This window comes from Kribbella sp. NPDC050124, from assembly GCF_044460355.1.
GTDB lineage: Bacteria > Actinomycetota > Actinomycetes > Propionibacteriales > Kribbellaceae > Kribbella.
Genome location: NZ_JBITJU010000012.1, coordinates 106,436 through 124,600, shown reverse-complemented (window position 1 = coordinate 124,600; position 18,165 = coordinate 106,436). Strand labels below are relative to the sequence as shown.

At 70.3% G+C, this 18,165-nt stretch carries 18 protein-coding genes; 9 read left to right on the top strand and 9 right to left on the bottom strand.

Going from position 1 to position 18,165, the window contains the following annotated elements:
• Genes ACIBL3_RS26355 through ACIBL3_RS26345 form a run of 3 tightly spaced genes read left to right on the top strand, consistent with a single transcriptional unit; the run spans nt 1 to nt 2,854 of the window.
• A complete protein-coding gene (locus ACIBL3_RS26355; protein ID WP_396356238.1) occupies nt 1-1,011 on the top strand; it encodes an AAA family ATPase in 1,011 nt (336 codons plus the stop codon).
• Nucleotides 1,008-2,309, top strand: coding sequence for a DUF58 domain-containing protein (locus ACIBL3_RS26350; protein WP_396356237.1), 1,302 nt, complete (start codon nt 1,008-1,010; stop codon nt 2,307-2,309). Before ACIBL3_RS26355 ends, ACIBL3_RS26350 begins: the two co-directional genes overlap by 4 nt.
• The gene (locus tag ACIBL3_RS26345) at nt 2,306-2,854 is read left to right on the top strand and encodes a hypothetical protein (protein WP_396356236.1); all 549 of its coding nucleotides are present in this window, start codon (nt 2,306-2,308) and stop codon (nt 2,852-2,854) included. The genes ACIBL3_RS26350 and ACIBL3_RS26345 overlap by 4 nt, the downstream gene beginning before the upstream one ends.
• Here ACIBL3_RS26345 and ACIBL3_RS26340 read toward each other — a convergent pair.
• Entirely contained in the window at nt 2,851-3,405 is a 555-nt protein-coding gene (locus ACIBL3_RS26340) for a TetR/AcrR family transcriptional regulator (RefSeq protein ID WP_396356235.1), read from the bottom strand. The genes ACIBL3_RS26345 and ACIBL3_RS26340 overlap by 4 nt on opposite strands.
• 125 nt (nt 3,406-3,530) lie before the next feature.
• Here ACIBL3_RS26340 and ACIBL3_RS26335 point away from each other — a divergent pair, with 125 nt between their 5' ends.
• Both ACIBL3_RS26335 and ACIBL3_RS26330 read left to right on the top strand, forming a co-directional pair.
• On the top strand, nt 3,531-4,949 hold the full coding sequence (locus ACIBL3_RS26335) for an MFS transporter (protein WP_396356234.1): 1,419 nt from the start codon (nt 3,531-3,533) through the stop codon (nt 4,947-4,949).
• A 98-nt stretch (nt 4,950-5,047) separates the two neighbouring features.
• Complete coding sequence (locus tag ACIBL3_RS26330; protein WP_396356233.1) at nt 5,048-5,371, top strand: MmcQ/YjbR family DNA-binding protein; 324 nt, start codon at nt 5,048-5,050, stop codon at nt 5,369-5,371.
• A 67-nt stretch (nt 5,372-5,438) separates the two neighbouring features.
• Here the strand turns inward: ACIBL3_RS26330 and ACIBL3_RS26325 are convergent, their stop codons facing one another.
• From ACIBL3_RS26325 to ACIBL3_RS26310, 4 genes are all read right to left on the bottom strand, one after another.
• Nucleotides 5,439-6,110, bottom strand: a complete 672-nt coding sequence (locus ACIBL3_RS26325; RefSeq protein ID WP_396356232.1) for a dienelactone hydrolase family protein — start codon at nt 6,108-6,110, stop codon at nt 5,439-5,441.
• On the bottom strand, nt 6,100-6,555 hold the full coding sequence (locus tag ACIBL3_RS26320; protein ID WP_396356231.1) for an SRPBCC family protein: 456 nt from the start codon (nt 6,553-6,555) through the stop codon (nt 6,100-6,102). The genes ACIBL3_RS26325 and ACIBL3_RS26320 overlap by 11 nt, the downstream gene beginning before the upstream one ends.
• A gap of 36 nt (nt 6,556-6,591) precedes the next feature.
• Nucleotides 6,592-6,975 carry a VOC family protein gene (locus ACIBL3_RS26315; protein ID WP_396356230.1) on the bottom strand — a complete coding sequence of 128 codons (384 nt, stop codon included), beginning with the start codon at nt 6,973-6,975 and terminating at the stop codon, nt 6,592-6,594.
• A gap of 66 nt (nt 6,976-7,041) precedes the next feature.
• The gene (locus ACIBL3_RS26310; RefSeq protein ID WP_396356229.1) at nt 7,042-8,262 is read right to left on the bottom strand and encodes a neutral zinc metallopeptidase; all 1,221 of its coding nucleotides are present in this window, start codon (nt 8,260-8,262) and stop codon (nt 7,042-7,044) included.
• An 88-nt stretch (nt 8,263-8,350) separates the two neighbouring features.
• On the opposite strand from ACIBL3_RS26310, the gene ACIBL3_RS26305 reads away from it, so the two are divergent.
• From ACIBL3_RS26305 to ACIBL3_RS26295, 3 genes are read left to right on the top strand one after another with little or no spacing between them, the layout of a single operon-like run.
• Nucleotides 8,351-10,042, top strand: coding sequence for a DUF885 domain-containing protein (locus tag ACIBL3_RS26305; RefSeq protein WP_396356228.1), 1,692 nt, complete (start codon nt 8,351-8,353; stop codon nt 10,040-10,042).
• Nucleotides 10,043-10,053: 11 nt separating this feature from the next.
• Nucleotides 10,054-11,238 (top strand): Maf family nucleotide pyrophosphatase, encoded by a 1,185-nt coding sequence (locus tag ACIBL3_RS26300; protein WP_396356227.1) that lies wholly within the window; start codon nt 10,054-10,056, stop codon nt 11,236-11,238.
• A gap of 9 nt (nt 11,239-11,247) precedes the next feature.
• Complete coding sequence (locus tag ACIBL3_RS26295) at nt 11,248-12,714, top strand: M16 family metallopeptidase (protein WP_396356226.1); 1,467 nt, start codon at nt 11,248-11,250, stop codon at nt 12,712-12,714.
• Here ACIBL3_RS26295 and ACIBL3_RS26290 read toward each other — a convergent pair.
• From ACIBL3_RS26290 to ACIBL3_RS26280, 3 genes are all read right to left on the bottom strand, one after another.
• Nucleotides 12,711-13,070, bottom strand: coding sequence for a hypothetical protein (locus tag ACIBL3_RS26290; RefSeq protein ID WP_396356225.1), 360 nt, complete (start codon nt 13,068-13,070; stop codon nt 12,711-12,713). The two genes, ACIBL3_RS26295 and ACIBL3_RS26290, sit on opposite strands and share 4 nt — an antisense overlap.
• A 10-nt stretch (nt 13,071-13,080) precedes the next feature.
• Nucleotides 13,081-13,281: an acyl-CoA carboxylase subunit epsilon gene (locus ACIBL3_RS26285; protein WP_396356223.1), complete on the bottom strand. Its 201-nt coding sequence runs from the start codon at nt 13,279-13,281 to the stop codon at nt 13,081-13,083.
• Nucleotides 13,282-13,354: 73 nt separating this feature from the next.
• Nucleotides 13,355-14,932, bottom strand: coding sequence for an acyl-CoA carboxylase subunit beta (locus ACIBL3_RS26280; protein WP_396356222.1), 1,578 nt, complete (start codon nt 14,930-14,932; stop codon nt 13,355-13,357).
• A 93-nt stretch (nt 14,933-15,025) separates the two neighbouring features.
• On the opposite strand from ACIBL3_RS26280, the gene ACIBL3_RS26275 reads away from it, so the two are divergent.
• On the top strand, nt 15,026-17,650 hold the full coding sequence (locus tag ACIBL3_RS26275) for a hypothetical protein (RefSeq protein WP_396356221.1): 2,625 nt from the start codon (nt 15,026-15,028) through the stop codon (nt 17,648-17,650).
• Here ACIBL3_RS26275 and ACIBL3_RS26270 read toward each other — a convergent pair whose 3' ends face one another.
• Nucleotides 17,651-18,133, bottom strand: a complete 483-nt coding sequence (locus ACIBL3_RS26270; protein ID WP_396356220.1) for an SCP2 sterol-binding domain-containing protein — start codon at nt 18,131-18,133, stop codon at nt 17,651-17,653.
• Between the last annotated feature and the right edge of the window lie 32 nt (nt 18,134-18,165).

Genomic DNA, 18,165 nt, shown 5'->3' with positions numbered 1-18,165 from the left:
GTGACCGACGCTGACCTGCCTGCCACCGAACCCGCCGGCCGCGAGCTGCGGGTGGAGGAGGTCTCCACGCTTAGCCAGGAGGTTCTGGCGCGGGTCGGTGAGGCGGTGGTGGGGAAGTCCGGGGCTCTGGAGCTGGTGCTGTCCGGGATCCTCGCCGGTGGGCACGTGCTGCTGGAGGACTATCCGGGGCTGGCGAAGACCTTGGCCGCGCGGTCCTTCGCGCAGGCGCTGGGGCTGGAGTTCCGGCGGGTGCAGTTCACCCCGGACCTGTTGCCGTCGGACGTGACCGGCGCGTTCGTCTACGACCAGAAGCAGTCCGAGTTCGCCTTTCGGCCCGGCCCGATCTTCACCGGGCTGCTGCTGGCCGACGAGATCAACCGGACACCGCCGAAGACGCAGGCCGCGCTGCTGGAGTCGATGCAGGAACACCAGGTCACCGTCGAGGGCCAGACCTTCCCGCTGCCCACCCCGTTCCACGTCCTCGCGACCGCGAACCCGGTCGAGTACGAAGGCACCTACCCGCTGCCCGAGGCCCAGCTCGACCGCTTCATGCTGCGGATCGGCTTCGGCTACCCGAGCGCGGAGGAGGAGTGGGAGGTGCTGCGCCGCCGGATGAGTCGCCGGCAGGAGGACCAGACCGTCGAGGCGGTCACCGATGCAGCCGGACTGCTCGCCGCCCAGCGCGCGATCGAGACCGTGAACGTCGACGACACAGTCGGCCAGTACTGCGTGGACCTTGCCGCAGCCACGCGTCGCGACTCACAGGTCCTGGTCGGCGCGTCCCCGCGTGGATCGCTCGCGTTGTTGCTGACGGCCCGTTCGTACGCCGTGATCCAGGGACGGGACTACGTCGTACCGGAGGATGTGAAGGCCGTCGCCGTACCGGCGCTGGCGCATCGGATCACGGTGCGGCCGGAGCTCTGGCTGCACGAGGTGACGGGTGCGACGGTCGTGCGCGCGGTGCTCGGAGCGGTCCCGACTCCGCCGACCGTGGTGGGCGCGTCCAGATGAGGTGGCAGCCTACGCACGCGCAGATCCGGGCGATCTGCGTGGCGGGGTTGTTGCTGCTGGTGGCGGTGCTGGCCCGGCGGCCGGATGCCGCCGTACTCGGGCTGCCGTTGGCGTTCGTCGCGGTGTGGGGGCGGTACTTCCGGCCGCGGGAAGCGCCTGAGGTGCACACCGAGCTGGATACGGATGTGCTGTTCGAGGGCCAGGCGACGACGTACCGGTTGCGGGTGGCCGGGACGCTCGATCCGGACATCGACCTGATCGTGGCGGCGTTGCCGCGGACACAGTGGTTCCAGTACGACCCGCCGCAGGCCGCGATCGCGGAGCCGGTGACCGGTGGTGCAGTGACGCTCGAGGTCGGGCTGCGGTCGAAGCGATGGGGCCTGCGGGCGTTGGAGCGGCCGACTGTCGTCGCGACGTCGATGCTCGGGGCGTACCGCGTCCCGGTGACGTCGACGGAGCCGCTGGCTGTCAGCACACTGCCGTTGCGCGAGGGCTTCGAAGCGGTCGACGCCGTACCGCGGCCGGCTGGACTGGTTGGGTTGCACCGGTCGCGGCGTCCGGGCGAGGGGACGGAGGTGGCCGGCGTCCGGCCGTTCCGGACCGGGGACCGGCTGCGGCGGATCAACTGGGCCGTGTCCGCGCGCACCCGCGAGCTGCACGTCACCTCGACCTGGTCGGACCGTGACACCGAGGTGGTGATCCTGCTCGACACCGGCGGCGAGATCGGGATCAGCGAAGGGATCGACGGACGGTCGAGCAGCCTGGACACCGGCGTACGCGCGGCCGCGTCGATCGCCGAGCACTACCTGCGCCACGGTGACCGCGTCCGGCTGATCGACACCGGCAACCTGGTCCGCGGCGTCCGCTCCGGCAGCGGTCGCGGGCACCTGCGCCGGATCCTCGACGCGCTGGTGCACGCCGATCGCCGTGGCCGGCAGCAGGACGAGCAGCAACTCGTCCGCCGAAACCGGATCAGGTCCGACAGCCTCGTCCTGGTCCTCAGCCCGCTGCTCCGCCAGGCGATCCTCGGGTACGTCGTCACGCTCGTGCACTCCGGTTGCACAGTCATCGCCGTGGACACGCTGCCCCCGGACGTCGCCTCGGTGATCGACCTCGACGAGCACGACGCCCGCGCCTGGCCGCTCGCTTGGCGCCTCCGGATGCTCGAACGCCGCCGCGAACTCGACCGCCTCAGCGACCTCGGCGTCCCCACCGTCACCTGGCACGGCGCGGGCACCCTCGACGAAGTCCTGAGAGACGCCTCCCGACTCGCGGCAGCCCCGAGGATGCGCTCATGACGCCGGCTGAGCGGGTGAGTTTGTGGTTGGCGCAACTGCGGGCGTCCAGGCGGGCTGCGGTCACTGCCCGGCTGACCGTCGCGGTGGCAGGTGCAGTGGCCTTGGGCGTTTCGGCGGTGCAGCCGTGGAATCAGCTGGATCTGGTTCCGCTGGTCGGGGTTCCGATGCTGGTGGCGACCGTGGTGCTGCCGGACTCGCTGGCCGGGGTGATCTTCCTCGTCGTGGTAGCCGGTGGGTGGTTGATCCGGGCGCCTGCTGAAGTGGGCTGGGGCGTGGTGCTGACCGGGATCGGCTTGCTGGTGGTACATCTGGCGACCGCGTTCGCCGCGCAGGTCCCGTCGTACGCGCTCGTCCACCGGCAGGCCCTCCAGCGGTGGTGGTTGCCGGGGGCAATCGGCGTGCTGATGGTCCCGGTGGTCGCGATCGCCGCCGCGCTGATCCAGGGCGCCGACGTCGCGGGCTCACTGCTCGTCACGGTCGCCGCGCTGCTCCTCGCCACAGCCGTGATCTGGTTCGCCGCCGGCCAAAAGGTCGGCCGCGACTAGCTCGCGTCCGGGTTGCCCAGGGTTGCGATGACCTCGTCGGCCCAGGGGACCGGTACGGCGGACGGGCCGAGGACCTGCATCGCGGTCATCACGGTGAGTAGCATGCCGGTGCTGAGGAACTCACGGGCCTCGGTCGGGGATGCGCCGGTGAGTTCGCGGACCAGCCAGTAGATCCCGCCGAAGCGCTCGCGGACCACGTCACCGATCGCGGGCTCGCCGCTGGCCGAGAAGCCGTGCAGCAGGACCAGGAGGAGCTCCCGCTCGGCCAGGAAGATCTCGTAGCGGCCGCCAAGGCTGGCCAGGGTCGGCTCCTCGGCCGCGGCCTCGCGGAAGGTCTGCTCGATCCGGTCGCACACCGACTGCAGCGCGGCCAGGAACAGCTGCTGCTTGGTGCCGAACAGGCGGATCACGTACGGCTGGGAGACCCCGGCGATCCGGGCGATCTCGTCCGTCTTCGTCCCCGCGTACCCAGCCGCCCCGAACGCCTGCACCGCGGCCGCGAGCACCTCCTCGCCACGCTCCGCCGCCGTCAACCGCACCCTCGCACCCATGCCTTCTCCCATCTGTCCCTTGACATGTTATCAGTGAATGCATACTTTGGGTTCAACGGACTTGTTATCAGTCAATTACAACTAATCCGCGCTTCGCGCGGGAGATGGTGTGAGGGGTGCTTGCAATGACATCGACCGCTCTCGAGGAGAGGTTGGAACCTGCGGCGTCGCCGGGCCGGCGGTTCGGGCTGGGCGCCGTCCTGACGGCGGTGGGGATCCCCACCTTCATGGTCACGCTGGACAACCTGGTCGTGACGAACGCGCTGCCGGTGATCAAGGCCGAGCTCGGCGCGTCGCTGTCCGACCTGCAGTGGTTCGTGAACGCGTACACGCTGGCCTTCGCCGCGCTGCTGCTGACCGCCGCCGCGATCGGTGACCGGCTCGGCCGCCGGCGGATCTTCCTGGCCGGGATCGCGCTGTTCACGGTCGCCTCGGCCGCCTGTGCGCTCGCGACCGAGCCGTGGATGCTGATCGGCGCCCGCGCGATTCAGGGCGTCGGCGCGGCCGCGGTGATGCCGTTGTCGCTGACGTTGCTGTCCGGCGCCGTACCCGAGCGGCTGCGCAGCGCCGCGATCGGCGCCTGGGGTGGCATCTCCGGTCTGGGCGTCGCGGTCGGCCCGGTCGTCGGCGGAGCGGTCGTCGACGGACTGAACTGGCAATGGATCTTCTGGCTGAACGTGCCAGTCGGCGTGGTCGCCGTACTGCTCGCTGCCCGCGTCCTGAGCGAGTCGCGCGGTACGGCGAAGCGCCTGGACCTGGCCGGGTTGGTGCTGGCGACGGCCGGCGTACTCGCGATCGTCTGGGGTGTCGTGCACGGCGCCGACGACGGCTGGACCTCGGGCGGCGTACTCGGGTCGCTGATCGCCGGTGTGGTGCTGCTGGCCGGGTTCATCGCGTGGGAGCGGCGGACCGCGGCGCCGATGCTGCCGCTGCGGCTGTTCTCGAACCGGGCGTTCAGCGTGGTGAACTTCGTGTCGTTCACGTTCTCCGTCGGCGTCTTCGGCGCGGTGTTCCTGCTGGCGCAGTTCTTCCAGGTCGTGCAGGGCTACAGCCCGCTGGAGTCCGGCGTCCGGACGTTGCCGTGGACGATGGCTCCGATGGTGGTCGCGCCGATCGCCGGGATGATCGTCGACCGGGTCGGTCCCCGGGTGCTGATCGCGACCGGGCAGGCGCTCCTCGCGACCGGGCTCGGCTGGCTGGCCCTGATCACCACGGCCACCACCCAGTACGGCGAGATGGTGCTGCCGTTCGTCCTGGCCGGGGTCGGGATGGGCCTGACCTTCGCGCCGGCGGCCAGTGTGGTGATGGCGAGCGCACCCGACGCCGACCGTGGCGTTGCCTCCGGCACCAACAACACGATCCGCGAGGTCGGCGTCGCGATGGGCGTCGCTGTCCTGGCCTCGGTGTTCGCCTCAGCCGGCTCCTACGAGTCTCCGGTCAGCTACACCGACGGCCTGGTCCCCGCAGTCTGGACCGGCGCCGCCATCGTCGCCGTCGGCGCAGTCATCGCCGTACTCCTCCCTGGCCGCAACCGCCACCCCTGAGCCCCACCCCGCAGGTTGCTGACCGGCTTGGGGAGTCTGACTGGTCACTTCAGGTGCACGATGCTCCCCAAACCGGTAGGGCTGATTAAGGTGGCAGGGTGCTGGGTGCTGACGACGTACGACGGATCGCGCTGTCCTTCCCCGAGACGGTGGAGAGGCAGCGATGGGGACACCCGACGTTCGATGTGGCCGGCCGGATGTTCATCACCATCCCGGACGACCAGACGTCGTTCGCGGTGCGGTGTCCCCGGCTGGAGCGGGACGAGCTGATCAAGGCGGAGCCGGACAAGTTCTGGGTGCCGCGGCACGAGGCGGGTTCGAACTGGGTTCGCGCCCGCCTCGCCGCGCTCGAGGACGCCGACGAGCTGCGTGACATCCTGATCGACTCCTGGCGCCAGGTCGCCCCGGCCGAGCTCACCTGACCCGGCAACCCAGGCGACGCCCTCTGATACCACCTGATCGGTCTGAGGTCGGCGCCATGTGGCTGACTCAGGTAGTGCTTGTGCCGTGCCGGACGTGTTTGTCGAAGAAGGCCAGTACCCGTTGCCAGGAGTCGGTTGCGGCCTCGGGGTCGTAGTTGCGCCACTGGTCGTTGAAGAAGGAGTGCTTGGCTCCCTCGTAGACCTTCAAGTCGTGAGCGACGCCTGCAGCCGACAACTCGGTTTCAAGGATGCCGGCCGCCTTTGTGGTGAAGTCCTTGCCCGGCCAGGAACCGACGACGGGGCACAGCCGGTGGATCGCGTCTCGTGGCTTGGGTGCGGCGCCGTAGAACGGGGCGATCGCGCTCAGCCGGTCATCGGTGCAGGCCCACGTCAAGACGATCGAGCCGCCGAGACAGAACCCGATGGCGCCGATGCGGTCCGCGTCGACGTCCGGATGGCTCGCCAGTTCTCCCAGGGCGTCCTTCAGTGAAGGTACGCCGTAGTGGTCGAGGTTGCCCCTCATCGCGCCCACGAACATCCGGGCCATGCAGACAACCCGGCTTCGCCCGCGGAACAGGTCGACACCCAGGGCGGCGAATCCTTGGTCGGCGAATCGCCTGCAGATCTCCCGGATGTTGTCGTTGAGGCCGAACGCCTCATGGATCACGACCACGCCGGGGTGCGGGCCCGCGCCGTCCGGCAGGGCCAGATACGCGTTGTTCGTCGAGTCAGTTCTCATCACCCGCCGCCGCGCCGGACTCCAGGTACCGCTTGAGTCCCACCCAGTTCCGACGCTCCCAGGCTGGGCCGATCAGGGCAAGCACCGGGGACATCACCCGCATCGGACCGACCAGGCGCATGTCCCAGTCCCACCTCAGCCGCGTCCCGCCCTCCAACTCTTCGAACGTCAACGTGCCGTCGACCTGCAGGTACGACGAGCGCACCACGTTGTGGAGCCGACGCGGCCTGTCGTACTCCAGAACCTCGAGGACCATCTTGCCGCGGGCCCGCATGCCCCTGGGCACGGCGACGAACCGCGCGCCCTCGCCGACTGGTCCCTCGCCCACCTTCTCGGCGCTGATGATCCGCGGGTTGTACCTCGGCTCGTTCCGCTCGTCGGCGACCACGTCGAACACGTCCTCGGCGGGTGCGTCGATCGTGACCTCTCCACAGATGCGCGCCATCGCGATTCCCCCCGGCGTCCCGTCGCCTTTCGGAGGTCAGCTGCCGCTGCCGTACGGGCGGGTGATGATCTCCAGCCAGTGCCCGTCGGGGCCCTCCCAGTAGAGGCCGCGGCCACCGTCGCCGTGGTTGATCTCGTGCGGCTTGCGCTTGAACGGGTCGGCCCACCACTGGCGGCCGTCGTCGCGCAGCCGGCCGAGGATGAGGTCGAACTCCTCCTCGCTGACCAGGAAGGCGTAGTGCTGGCCGTGGATCTCGCCCTCGGTGTCCATGAAGTCCAGGCTCGCCCCGTTGTCCAGCTTCAGCTCGGCGAACGGGCCGTACGCCCCTGCCTCCGGCAGACCGAGGACCTCAGCGACATCGCGAGCAGCGGCCCAACGGTCCTTCACGTGCACGATCGTGTGGTTCAGCTCGATACTCATCAGGCCCCCGGTTGCCGGTCGCAGCGTGCACACCACTGTGCACCGCGAACCGGCCCCCGGGAAGAGTCAGCTGACGTTGTTGGGTGACGCCGTGAAGGTGTTGCAACTGGCCGGGTTGCCGGTCTTGAAGGACTGGCCCATGAACCGCGCCTGACTCGCCTTGCTGCCGTGGGTGCCCTCGTTCGGCTTGTCGCCGGCGGTGACCACCCACTTGTTCCACACCTGCAGCATCAGCCCGTTGATCGGGTAGCTGCGCTTGTTCATCGCGAGGAACACCCCGGCGAAGCAGTTCGCCTGCAACTCGGTCCGGCGGTTCATCCGCAACCGCTCGTCGTACGACGAGGCGTCGTACTCGAGATCGTGTGCGGCCTCCAGGATCCCGGTGATCTCCTGGATGTGGTGACCGTACTCGTGCGCGATCGAGCGGGTGTACCACATCCGCGAGTACGCCTTGGACTCCGCGTCCGGGTACTCCATGTAGGTCTTCACGAAGACGTCGACCTTCATGTACATCGTCTGGTTCGTCGGGCAGTAGAACGGCACCGCGACCGGGCCGCTGCCGCACGGGGAGGCGTAGCTGGTACCTGCCCAGTAGACCATCTTCGGTGACACGAACCGGTAGCCGGCCTTGGCGACCAGCGGAGCCCAGCCGCGGTCCAGGCAGGGCTTCACCGTGGCCCAGTAGGTGGCGGCGTTGCGCTGGTTGGTCGGGCGGACCCGCGGCTCCCGGCAACCCGGCGCGGGCATCTGGCCGGCCTTGTAGAGCCGGTTCTTCGCGACGACGTCGATGGCCTGCGGCTCCGGACCCTCCGTGCTGGTGCTGGTCGGCTGCTCGGTCGGCTCGGACGTCGGTCCTTCGGTCGGCTCCGAGGTCGTTGTCGGGGACGGGGTGTACCGGCCCGAGCTGACCGGCGGGGTGTAGTCGTCGTCGGCGTCCTTGCTCACCTGGCTCCAGATGAACGCGCCGGCGACCGCCACCGCGAGCAGGCCGAGCACCAGGACCGCCGGGCCCTTGGACTTCTTCTTCGGCTGCTGCGGCTGCCAGCCAGGCTGGAAGCCCGGACCTCCCGGCCCGCCGGGACCAGGCGGACCGAAGGTGGGTCCCCAGCCGAATCCCTGGCCCTGCTGGGGCGCGACCGACACCGGTGCGTACTGCGGCTGCCCGCCGTACTGACCCGGTGGCGGACCGTAAGGCTGTGGCGGCGGACCCTGGGGAGGCCCCGGCTGCTGGTACGGCGGATAGGGCGCACTCTGACCCTGTGGACCGCCGAACGGTGTCTGGCTCAACCCCGGTCCCTTCCTTGAACGGCGACGGCCACAGTATCGGCAGAAACAGGTCAGCCGACTCCGGCCCCGCGGGGGTAGGGTCGGCCAGGTGACCGATGCCACCACACCGAGCAGCCCGATCGATCAGCTCTCCGACCGCTATCTCGAAGAGTTCGTCGCGCTGTCGCCGACCGCGGCCACGTTCATGGGGATCGAGGGCCACGACCACGAGCTGCCGGACTACACCCCGTCCGGGTTCGAGGCGTTGATCGACCTGACCCGGCGGTCGCTGGCCGAGGCCCGCGTGACCGCGACCGGCAGCCCCCGCGAGGAGGTCGCCAAGGACGCGTTCCTGGAGCGCCTCGGGCTGGAGCTGGAGACGTACGAGGCCGGCGTGCCGCAGCACCAGCTGAACGCGATCGCCTCGGTCCCGACCGAGATCCGGCAGGTCTTCGACCTGATGCCGACCGCGACCGAGCAGAACTGGGAGACCATTGCGATCCGGCTCAACCAGGTCGGCACGACCCTCGACGGGTACCGCGAGACTCTGCTGGAGCAGGCCGGGCAGGGCCGGGTGTCCGCGCTGCGGCAGGTGAACGACCTGGCCGACCGGATCGCCAGCTGGACCGGTGCCGACGGCGACGACTTCTTCGGCGGGCTCGCCGCGCAGGCCCCGGACAGCCCGGTCAAGGCGACCGTGGAGGCGTCGGCCGCGTCGGCGCGGAAGGCGTTCGAGCAGTTCGGTGGCTGGCTGCGCTCCGAGCTCGCGCCGCGGGCTCCGGGGCGGGACGCGTGCGGGCGCGAGGTGTACGCGCTTGCCTCGCGCAACTTCCTGGGCGCGGAGATCGACCTGGAGGAGACCTACGCCTGGGGCTGGGAGGAACTGGCCCGGATCGAGGCGGACATGCAGGCGATCGCGGCCGGCCTGAACAACGGCGACCGCAGTATCGAGGCCACCGCCGCGCTGCTGGACGACGACCCGGCCCGCAAGATCCACGGCAAGGAAGCCTTCCGGGACTGGATGCAGGAGCTGTCCGACCGCGCGGTGACCGAGCTCGGTGGGACGCACTTCGACATCCCGGCCGAGATCCGCACCCTGCAGTGCATGATCGCGCCGACCTCGGACGGCTCGATCTACTACACGCCGCCGAGCGAGGACCTGACCACCCGGCCGGGCCGGATGTGGTGGGCGGTGCCGAGCGGCGTCGACGACTTCGCGACCTGGCGCGAGGTCACCACGGTCTACCACGAGGGTGTGCCCGGGCATCACCTCCAGTGCGCGCAGACCATGCTGCGCACCGACCTGCTGAACCGCTGGCAGCGGATCGCCTGTTGGGTCTCCGGCCACGGCGAGGGCTGGGCCCTGTACGGCGAGCGCCTGATGGAGGAGCTGGGCTACCTCGAGGACCCGGGCGCGCGGTTCGGGATGCTGGACGCGCAGGGCTTCCGGGCCGCGCGCGTGATCGTCGACATCGGCATGCACCTGGAGCTGGAGGTGCCGGCCGGCAACCCGTTCGGCTGGCGTCCGGGCGAGGTGTGGAACGCGGAGCTCGGGTTCGAGTTCCTGCGGGCGCACTGCCGGATGGAGACCGAGTTCCTCAAGGCCGAGCTGAACCGGTATCTGGGCTGGCCGGGCCAAGCGCCGTCGTACAAGGTGGGCGAGCGGATCTGGCTGCAGGCGCGCGAAGAGGCCAAGCAGCGCAAGGGATCCGCGTTCGACCTGCGCAGCTTCCACTCCGACGCGCTGAACCTCGGATCGATCGGGCTCGACCCGCTGCGGCGCGCCCTGGCGAAGCTGTGAGCGTCCGGTTCGTGCTTGCGTCGGCGTCGCCGGCGCGGCTGAAGACGCTGCGCGGCGCCGGGGTCGAGCCGGAGGTGATCGTCTCCGGCGTCGACGAGGACCACGTCACCGCGGAGAGCCCGGGCGAGTTGGCCCGGGTGCTGGCGACGCTGAAGGCGCGAGCCGTGGTCGCCGACTTGACCGAGCACGCGACCGTGCTCGGCTGCGACTCGGTCCTCGAGCTGGACGGTGAGCCCTTCGGCAAGCCCGGTACGCCGGAGATCGCGCGCGAACGACTCCGGTCGATGCGCGGCCGGACCGGCGTACTGCACACCGGGCACTGCCTGATCGACACCGCGTCCAAGCAGGAGTTGCGCGAGCTGGAGTCGACGAAGGTCTACTTCGCCGACCTCACCGACGAGGAGATCGACGCGTACGTCGACACCGGCGAACCGCTCGTGGTCGCGGGCTCGTTCACCGTCGACGGCCTCGGCGGCCCGTTCGTCACCGCGATCGAAGGCGACTACCACAACGTCGTCGGCGTCTCCCTGCCCCTGCTCCGCCGGATGCTCGCCGAGGTGGGCATCACCTGGCCGGCGCTCTGGAAGTCCTCCCCGCGGATCTCGTACGACGAGACCGAGGCCGCGCGGTACGACGACACACGCGGCGGCGCCGTACGCGCTCAAGCCGCCGCTGATGCGGTGGACTCCCTGCTGCCGAAGGGCGGCCGGGTGCTCGAGCTGGCCGTCGGCACCGGCATTGTCGGCGCCGAGCTCGTTGCCCGCGGCAACCTCGTGCACGGGGTAGACCTGTCGACGGCAATGCTCCGCCACGCCCGCATCCGGCTTCCTGGTCACGTAGCGGCGGCGAACGCGGCCCAATTGCCGATCGCGGACCGCCGCTGCGACGCGGTGGTCGCCGTGTGGCTACTGCACCTGCTGGACGACAGCGAGCCCGTGATCGCCGAGGTGGCCCGAGTACTGCGCACGGACGGCGTATTCATCACCACGACCGAGAAGTCCGAAGCCAGCCGCTACGCCGACGGCCGCGGTCCCAACGACTGGCGCTCGCAGGACGCCCTCTCGCACCTGGTCGCGACCGCTGCGCGCCACGGCCTCACTCTGGACGCCGCCACGACCTTCCCCGGCCCACCCCGCACCTCGGGCCAGTCCCCGCTCTACCCACTCGTGCGCTTCCGCCGCACCGTGACCGGTTAGCGTTCGGCCGTGAGTGAATACATCGACGGGGTCCGGGTGCTGCGGCACAGCGGTACGCAGAACCACACCGACGTCACCCTGACCTTCGCGGTCGGCTCCCGGGACGAGACCCTGCGCACCGTCGGGGTCGCCCACCTGCTCGAGCACTTGGTGATGCACGCCGTACGTCACCTGCCGATCGAGATGAACGCCGAGGTCGACCTGATGACGACCACGTTCGTGGCGTCCGGGTCGGCGGCGCGGGTCGGGGAGTTCCTGAGTGGGTTGTGCCGTGCGCTCGCCGCGCCTCCGGTCGAGCGGATGGACGTGGAGGCCGGTGTGCTCGCGGCCGAGGAAGGACAGGCCGCGCACCCGGTGGTGGCTCAGTTGCTGAACGTGCGGTACGGCGCCAGGAGTGCAGGTCTGGCCTGGCTGGAGGGGCCCGGGTACGACGGGATCACTCCGGAGCACGTGGTTTCGTTCGCCCGCACGTGGTTCGTGCCGTCCAACGCGGTCCTGCAAGTGACCGGTCCGCTTCCGGACGAGCTGCGGCTCGAGCTGCCGACCGGTTCGGCGCCGACCCGGGTGCATCCCGTCGGTCGGTCCTTCGACGGTCCGGCCGTCGTCGGGTACGGCATCCCGGCTGCCGGTGTGCTACTCACGTTGCCGCCGGACGACGCCGTACGGCGTTCCTTCTTGGCGATCGACGTACTGCGGCAGCGGGTCGAGGAGGAGTGCAGGCATGCCGGCGGGCACAGCTACGAGGTCGGCGGTGATCTGGTGGCCGGTCCGGGTGGGAGCACCGAATGGGTGGTGTACGCCGAGGCGCGGGAAGGCAGCGAGGAGGCGGTGTCCCGTGCGTTCGTGGAGGCGCTGACCGACCTGGCCGAGAACGGTCCGACCGAGGCGGAGCTCGCGTACCACGTCGCTCGCAGCCAGGAACGGCTCGACACCGACGAGCCTGAGTTGCGCCGGGCCTTCAGCAACGCGATGGGTCGCATGTTCGGCGAACCCGAACTCGAGCCGGTCGACCGTGATGGTTTGGCAGCGCTGCGGCCGGCTGACCTCGCCGCCGTACTGAAGGCCGCCCTCCCGGACGCAATCGGCTACGCCTACGAGGATGCGGTCGAGGTGTGGACGCAGGCCGGATTCCGCGAGGCCACGCTCTGTCCGGTGATCCCGGAGCTGCCGGCCGGTCAGACCTTCAAGCCACCGTTCGCGGCGCGCGCCTTCGTCAAGGAGGTCCGATCGATGCTCCTGGTGCGGACGGACGCCGCGCTGGTACTGCGTGACGACGACGGGGTGCACGAGATCCGCTGGGACGAGGTCGCCGGCGTGATGCGAAGCCACGACGGCCCCGCGATCGTGATGGGCCTGAACGGCTGCGCGATCCCGCTCGACTCCGACCTGTTCCGCGGCGCCGGCAAACTGCTGGCCGAGCTCGCCGAACGCGTCCCCGACGACCTCTGGTTCGACGAGACGAAGTTCGACGCCTAGGCCTTCAGCCCCGACTTCTCGTCGAGCAGCTGAAGCAGGTCGTGGGCAGCCAGCTCCACGGCCTTGTGCCGCCACTCGGAGGCCCGGTAGACCGAGGCAATCAACGCGGTCCGATGGATCCGCCGGAAGTCCCCGATCACGAACCCGTACCGCGCCTTGGTCTCGTCCGACGGCCCCACCGTCAGCCCAAGATGCCAGGCCGCGTACTCCTCCCAGCTGTGGTTCTCCAGGTACGCGTTCTGGTCGTCCGCCCGGGGCTGCACCTCACCCCAGTCACTGTCCAGCACGTACTGCCTGCCCTCGATCAGCCGCTTGGCCTGCTCGACAGCCGCCTTGTTGACCTCGTACTTGGCCATGCCCCCAGTGTTACGGGTGAGCCGACGCCCGCCAACGACCTGGGCCCGGGTGGAAGGGCTGCCGGGCGTGTCGCCAGTACGTCGCCCAGTCGGACGCCCGATCCGGCTCGGACGGTACGGCGGTTGCCGCGGAGCGGGCTGCGATGACGGTGATGAGGGCGGCGAGTTCTTCGGGGGTGGGGTCGCCTTTGACTACCTGGAGGATCGTCACCGTCGTCCTCGCTTCGCTGCGGGCGCCGGTGACGAAGGGTCACTGTGCTTGATGATGAACTCGCTTCGCTCGTTCATAGTGGGATGTTCCCATGCTTCTTGGGGGGCAGGGTGTCGCGCTTGGTGCGGAGGAGGCGGAGGGCGCGGACGATTTCGGCGCGGGTCTCGCTCGGTTTGATGACCGCGTCGATGTAACCGCGCTCGGCCGCGATGTACGGGTTCGCCAGGTGGTCCTCGTACTCGGTGATCAGCTGCTGGCGGCGGACCTCCGGGTCGTCCGCGGCGGCGAGCTCCCGGCGGTACAGGATGTTGACCGCGCCCTGGGCGCCCATCACCGCGATCTGCGCGGTCGGCCAGGCGATGTTCATGTCCGCGCCGAGGTGCTTCGACCCCATGACGTCGTACGCGCCGCCGTACGCCTTGCGGGTGATGACGGTGATCATCGGGACCGTCGCCTCGGCGTAGGCGTAGATCAGCTTGGCGCCGCGGCGGATGATGCCGTTCCACTCCTGGTCGGTGCCGGGCAGGAAACCGGGCACGTCGACGAAGGTCAGGATCGGCAGGTTGAACGCGTCGCAGGTGCGGACGAACCGGGCCGCCTTCTCGGAGGCGTCGATGTCCAGGGTGCCGGCGAACTGCATCGGCTGGTTCGCGACCACGCCGACCGGGCGGCCCTCGACCCGGCCGAAGCCGACGATCATGTTCGGCGCGAACAGCGTCTGCACCTCGAGGAAGTCGCCCTCGTCCAGCACCGCCTCGATCGCGGTGTGCATGTCGTACGGCTGGTTCGGTGAGTCCGGGATCAGCGTGTCCAGCGCCAGATCGGTCTCGCTCAGCTCCAGGTCCGCGTCGGCCTCGTAGACCGGCGGGTCCTCCAGGTTGTTCTGCGGCAGGTGACCGACGAGCGTCTTCACCCACTCGATCGCGTCCTCCTCGTCGCTGCCGAGGTAGTGCGCGTTCCCGGACTTGGTGTTGTGCGTCCGGGCGCCGCCGAGCTCCTCCTGGGTCACATCCTCACCGGTGACGGTCTTGATCACGTCCGGTCCGGTGATGAACATGTACGACGACTCGTCCACCATCACGGTGAAGTCGGTGACCGCGGGGGAGTAGACGGCACCACCGGCACACGGGCCCATGATCAGCGAGATCTGCGGGATCACCCCGGAGGCGCGGACGTTGCGGCGGAAGATCTCGCCGTACAGGCCGAGGCTGACCACGCCCTCCTGGATCCGGGCGCCGCCGGAGTCGTTGATGCCGATCAGCGGGCAGCCGATCTTCATCGCCAGGTCCATCACCTTGACGATCTTCTCGCCGAACACCTCACCGAGGCTGCCGCCGAAGACGGTGAAGTCCTGCGCGAACACGCACACCTGGCGGCCGTCGATGGTGCCGAACCCGGTCACCACGCCGTCGCCGTACGGGCGGTTGCCGTCCAGGCCGAACGAGGTGGACCGGTGCCGGGCGAACTCGTCCAGCTCGGAGAAGGAGCCCTCGTCCAGCAGCAGCGCGATCCGCTCCCGGGCGGTCTTCTTGCCGCGCGCGTGCTGCTTCTCCACCGCGCGTTCCGACCCGGCGTGCACGGCCTCGTCCAGCCGGTGCTCGAGGTCCGCGAGCTTCCCGGCCGTGGTGTGGATGTTCACCGTCTCTCCCATAATCGGGCAGCCTACGCGCCGGTACGCCGTACTGCCCTGTGACGTCCACCGCAACGCCGTGGCTGAACCCTCACCCTCGGTAGGTTGCTCCGGGTGGCCGACCCGGTGCTGAACGACCTCATCCGCAAGATCAACCAGCTCGTCGTCGACGACACCGGCGGCCGGTCGATGGCGACCGGCGACCAGGTGCCCGGCGTGACCCGCAGCAACCAGCGGCGGCTGCAGCCGCTTGCGGAGAACCTCGACATCCCGGCCCGCCTCGCGCCGGGCCCCGAAGCGCTGGTCAACCGTGGCGACGGCGAGTCGTACGACCAGCGCGTGGGCATCCGGGCCGCGTTGACCGAGGTGGTGGCGAGCTGTGCCAACACCCTCGAGCCCTCGAGTCCGCTGCCGGAACCGGCAGACCGGTTCCACCGCACGCGCCTCGGGGTTGCGGTCAGCCGGGCGTATGCCGTCGCGGCGACGCCGCGGCTGGCGCCGCAGCTCTTCGAGAACGGGCGGGCCGACGATCTCGGCGCGTTCACGCAGCCGATCCTGGAGGGGGACGTCGCGGCCGCGCGGGCGCTGGCGCTCGCGATCGGGGCCCGGCTCAACCAACGCGACGACGCGGTGCTGACCGCACTCGTCGGCGCCGGTCGCGGCGGCGTCGGTCCGGCCGCGGGCCGGATGGTGCTGGGCGTCACGCCGGGGTTCGCGACGCTGCCGGACGCCGAGCAGGAGGCCGCCGTCCGGGCGTTCGCGCAGGACCTCGAGACCGGCTTCGCGGCGCGCGACCTGTCCGGGGCCAGGGCCCGCGAACTGACCGCGGAGGTCGAGAACCGGCGCCAGGACATCGCCGGTGGCGCGGGCGCGGTCGACACGGCGCACCGGCTGGCCGCCACCGAGATCCAGAAGTTGCACGGGTTCCTGGACCAGCTGAACGAGTGGCATCCGGCCCGGCAGGAGCGGGCGCAGAAGATCGCCGGCGTGCAGCGGCCCGAGTCGGTCCACCAGCTGGTGGAGCGCATCGAGCGAGAGGTCGGTGAACTGACCGGCGCTCCGCAGTCGCGATGGGACAAGCGGGAAGAGTCGCTCCAGCTCACCGAGGAGCAGGAGCAGGCCCTGGCCAGGCTGACCGAAGCCAACTCCCTCCGGCCGGAGGAAGTGACGGCTGCCCGCGGCGCGTTCCGCCAGGCTGCCTCGGAACTGGCCCGCATGGCAGTCCCGGGCGAGTACGACTCGCGGTACGAGCAGGCGGCCGTGAGCGTCGCGCCGCGGTTCCTCACGCTCGAACAGGCCGTCAGTACGGCGTTTGCCGAGGACAACGTCAACGAGATCGTCAGCCGGACCCTCCCGGCCACGCTCGCGACCCAGCTCCAGGTGCCGCGGGATGCCCGCGAGGACGGGCTCGCGGCTGCCGCGCGCGGGCTCGCCAGTGCCATCGACTCGGCCAACCGGCGGCCGGCCGGCGAGACCCTCCGGCTGATGGCCGGTCAGGGCCGGGCCGGGATGGCGATGGTGGCGGCGGAACGAATCGCGGCCGCGGTCCCGAACCCCGAGCGGCAGGTCTCGGTCGCGATGATCGCCGACACGATCGACCAGAGCTTCGACGACCTGCCGCCGGTCCGGGACGCACGGGCGTACGGCGAGGATGTCGCCCGGCTGGCCCAGTCCATGGCCGGGACCTTCGCCGAGGAGGCAGTCGAGGTCGCGGCGCCGGAGCGCCTGCAACCGGCGGCCGAGCGGCCCGCGAACATTCGTCAGCTGATGGAGCGCATCAAAGGCAGCGTCGGCGAGCTGACCAACGCGCCGGACTCCCTGGCGACCGACGAGTTCGCGCTGATGCCGCGCGACGGTGTCGCCCCGTCTGCCGAGGGCACGCTGTACATCGACCAGAAAGCTGATCTCGCGATGGTGCAGCTGACCGACGGGGCGGACCTGCCGCTCGTGGCAGCCCTGCGGGACTCCTCGGGCAACCTCACGTACGCGCAACTGGCGGACGCGTACGACGGGATCACCGCGGCCACCGCGTCGTACGCACAGTGGGCGGTGCCCGCCGGGCATACGCGGGAGGACGAGGCACGGGCCGAGGCGGATCCGCAGTACGACGCGCTCGCGGCGTCGGTGCGGAACGCCTTCGTCGAGGACAACCGCGACGAGATCATCGACAGCGTGCTGCCGCCCGACCTCGCGGAGCAGGTGAAGTCGGCCGCGCCGTCGTACGTCGACCAGGCCTGGGCGCCGGTGGCGCGTGGACTCGCGCAATCCATCGACGAGGCCACCGAGGCGGCGCCTGGTACGACGCTCCGGCAGTTGGCGGGGCAGCCCCGGGCCGGGATCGCCTCGGCCGCGGCGGAGGCGCTGGTGGCCGACACCGACATCCCGGAGCCGGACCAGCCGGCCGCCGTACGCGAAGCCGCCGATCGGATCGGCCAGGCGTTCCGCAATCTGCCGATGCAGCTCGAGGCCTGGCAGGAGGACGGTAGGACGGGTGACGACCTGGCGGACAAGTCGTTCGAGTACGGACAAGAGCTGGGCATGGAGGCCAACGACCTGGTCCGCGATCGCGAGGACGGCATGTTCACGATCGCGGCGCAGGCCGATCCGCATCTGCGGTTCGCCAACGACCCGGCGGCGCCGCGTCCGGGCAGCGTCAAGGCGCCGGCGGCCGCTCCGGACGCGAACCGCGCGAGCGGAACTGCCGAGTCCAGGCCCCGCGGTCTGGGCGAGCGGGGCTGATCAAGCCGGGCCGACGGCGAAGATCTTGGTCAGGCGGGCGGCCAGCGCGAGGTCGCCGCGGACCGAGAGGCGTTGTTTGAGGACCGCCAGGACGGGGTCCTCGATGCCGGTGACGACGCGCAGCAGCGTGGCCGGGTCGGTGCGGATCGAGATGTCGGCACCGTCCGGCCGGTCGTCGAGCAGCTGGCAGCGGCCGTCGCTGACCCGGATCCAGAACTCGTCCACGTCGGCTGCGACACCGTTCCCGCCGGCCCCCGTGATCTGCCAGGCGACGACTGCGTCGAACCCGGCAGCCCGGGCGGGTCGGAGGTACTCCGGCATCCGGCGAAAGATCTCGCGCAACGCGACCTCCCGCACGCCCCCGATGAGCCGATGCCGAAGCTCCCGCTCCGACGTCCGGTCGACCAGCCGGGCGAGTTCGATCGCGTCGAGCGAGGTCAGGCCGTCGGACTCCAGCCAGCCCGCGCTGCCTCGATCGGTCATGACGACCTCCCCGAAGGTGTGGAGACCCGGGA

What these genes read in the sequence shown, in the direction of transcription:
- ACIBL3_RS26335 (WP_396356234.1), top strand. Translation starts at nt 3,531, where the DNA reads ATGACATCGACCGCTCTCGAGGAGAGGTTGGAACCTGCGGCGTCGCCG.
- ACIBL3_RS26345 (WP_396356236.1), top strand. Translation starts at nt 2,306, where the DNA reads ATGACGCCGGCTGAGCGGGTGAGTTTGTGGTTGGCGCAACTGCGGGCG.
- ACIBL3_RS26325 (WP_396356232.1), bottom strand. Translation starts at nt 6,110, where the DNA reads ATGAGAACTGACTCGACGAACAACGCGTATCTGGCCCTGCCGGACGGC.
- ACIBL3_RS26290 (WP_396356225.1), bottom strand. Translation starts at nt 13,070, where the DNA reads ATGGCCAAGTACGAGGTCAACAAGGCGGCTGTCGAGCAGGCCAAGCGG.
- ACIBL3_RS26315 (WP_396356230.1), bottom strand. Translation starts at nt 6,975, where the DNA reads ATGAGTATCGAGCTGAACCACACGATCGTGCACGTGAAGGACCGTTGG.
- ACIBL3_RS26270 (WP_396356220.1), bottom strand. Translation starts at nt 18,133, where the DNA reads ATGACCGATCGAGGCAGCGCGGGCTGGCTGGAGTCCGACGGCCTGACC.
- ACIBL3_RS26350 (WP_396356237.1), top strand. Translation starts at nt 1,008, where the DNA reads ATGAGGTGGCAGCCTACGCACGCGCAGATCCGGGCGATCTGCGTGGCG.
- ACIBL3_RS26340 (WP_396356235.1), bottom strand. Translation starts at nt 3,405, where the DNA reads ATGGGTGCGAGGGTGCGGTTGACGGCGGCGGAGCGTGGCGAGGAGGTG.
- ACIBL3_RS26320 (WP_396356231.1), bottom strand. Translation starts at nt 6,555, where the DNA reads ATGGCGCGCATCTGTGGAGAGGTCACGATCGACGCACCCGCCGAGGAC.
- ACIBL3_RS26280 (WP_396356222.1), bottom strand. Translation starts at nt 14,932, where the DNA reads ATGGGAGAGACGGTGAACATCCACACCACGGCCGGGAAGCTCGCGGAC.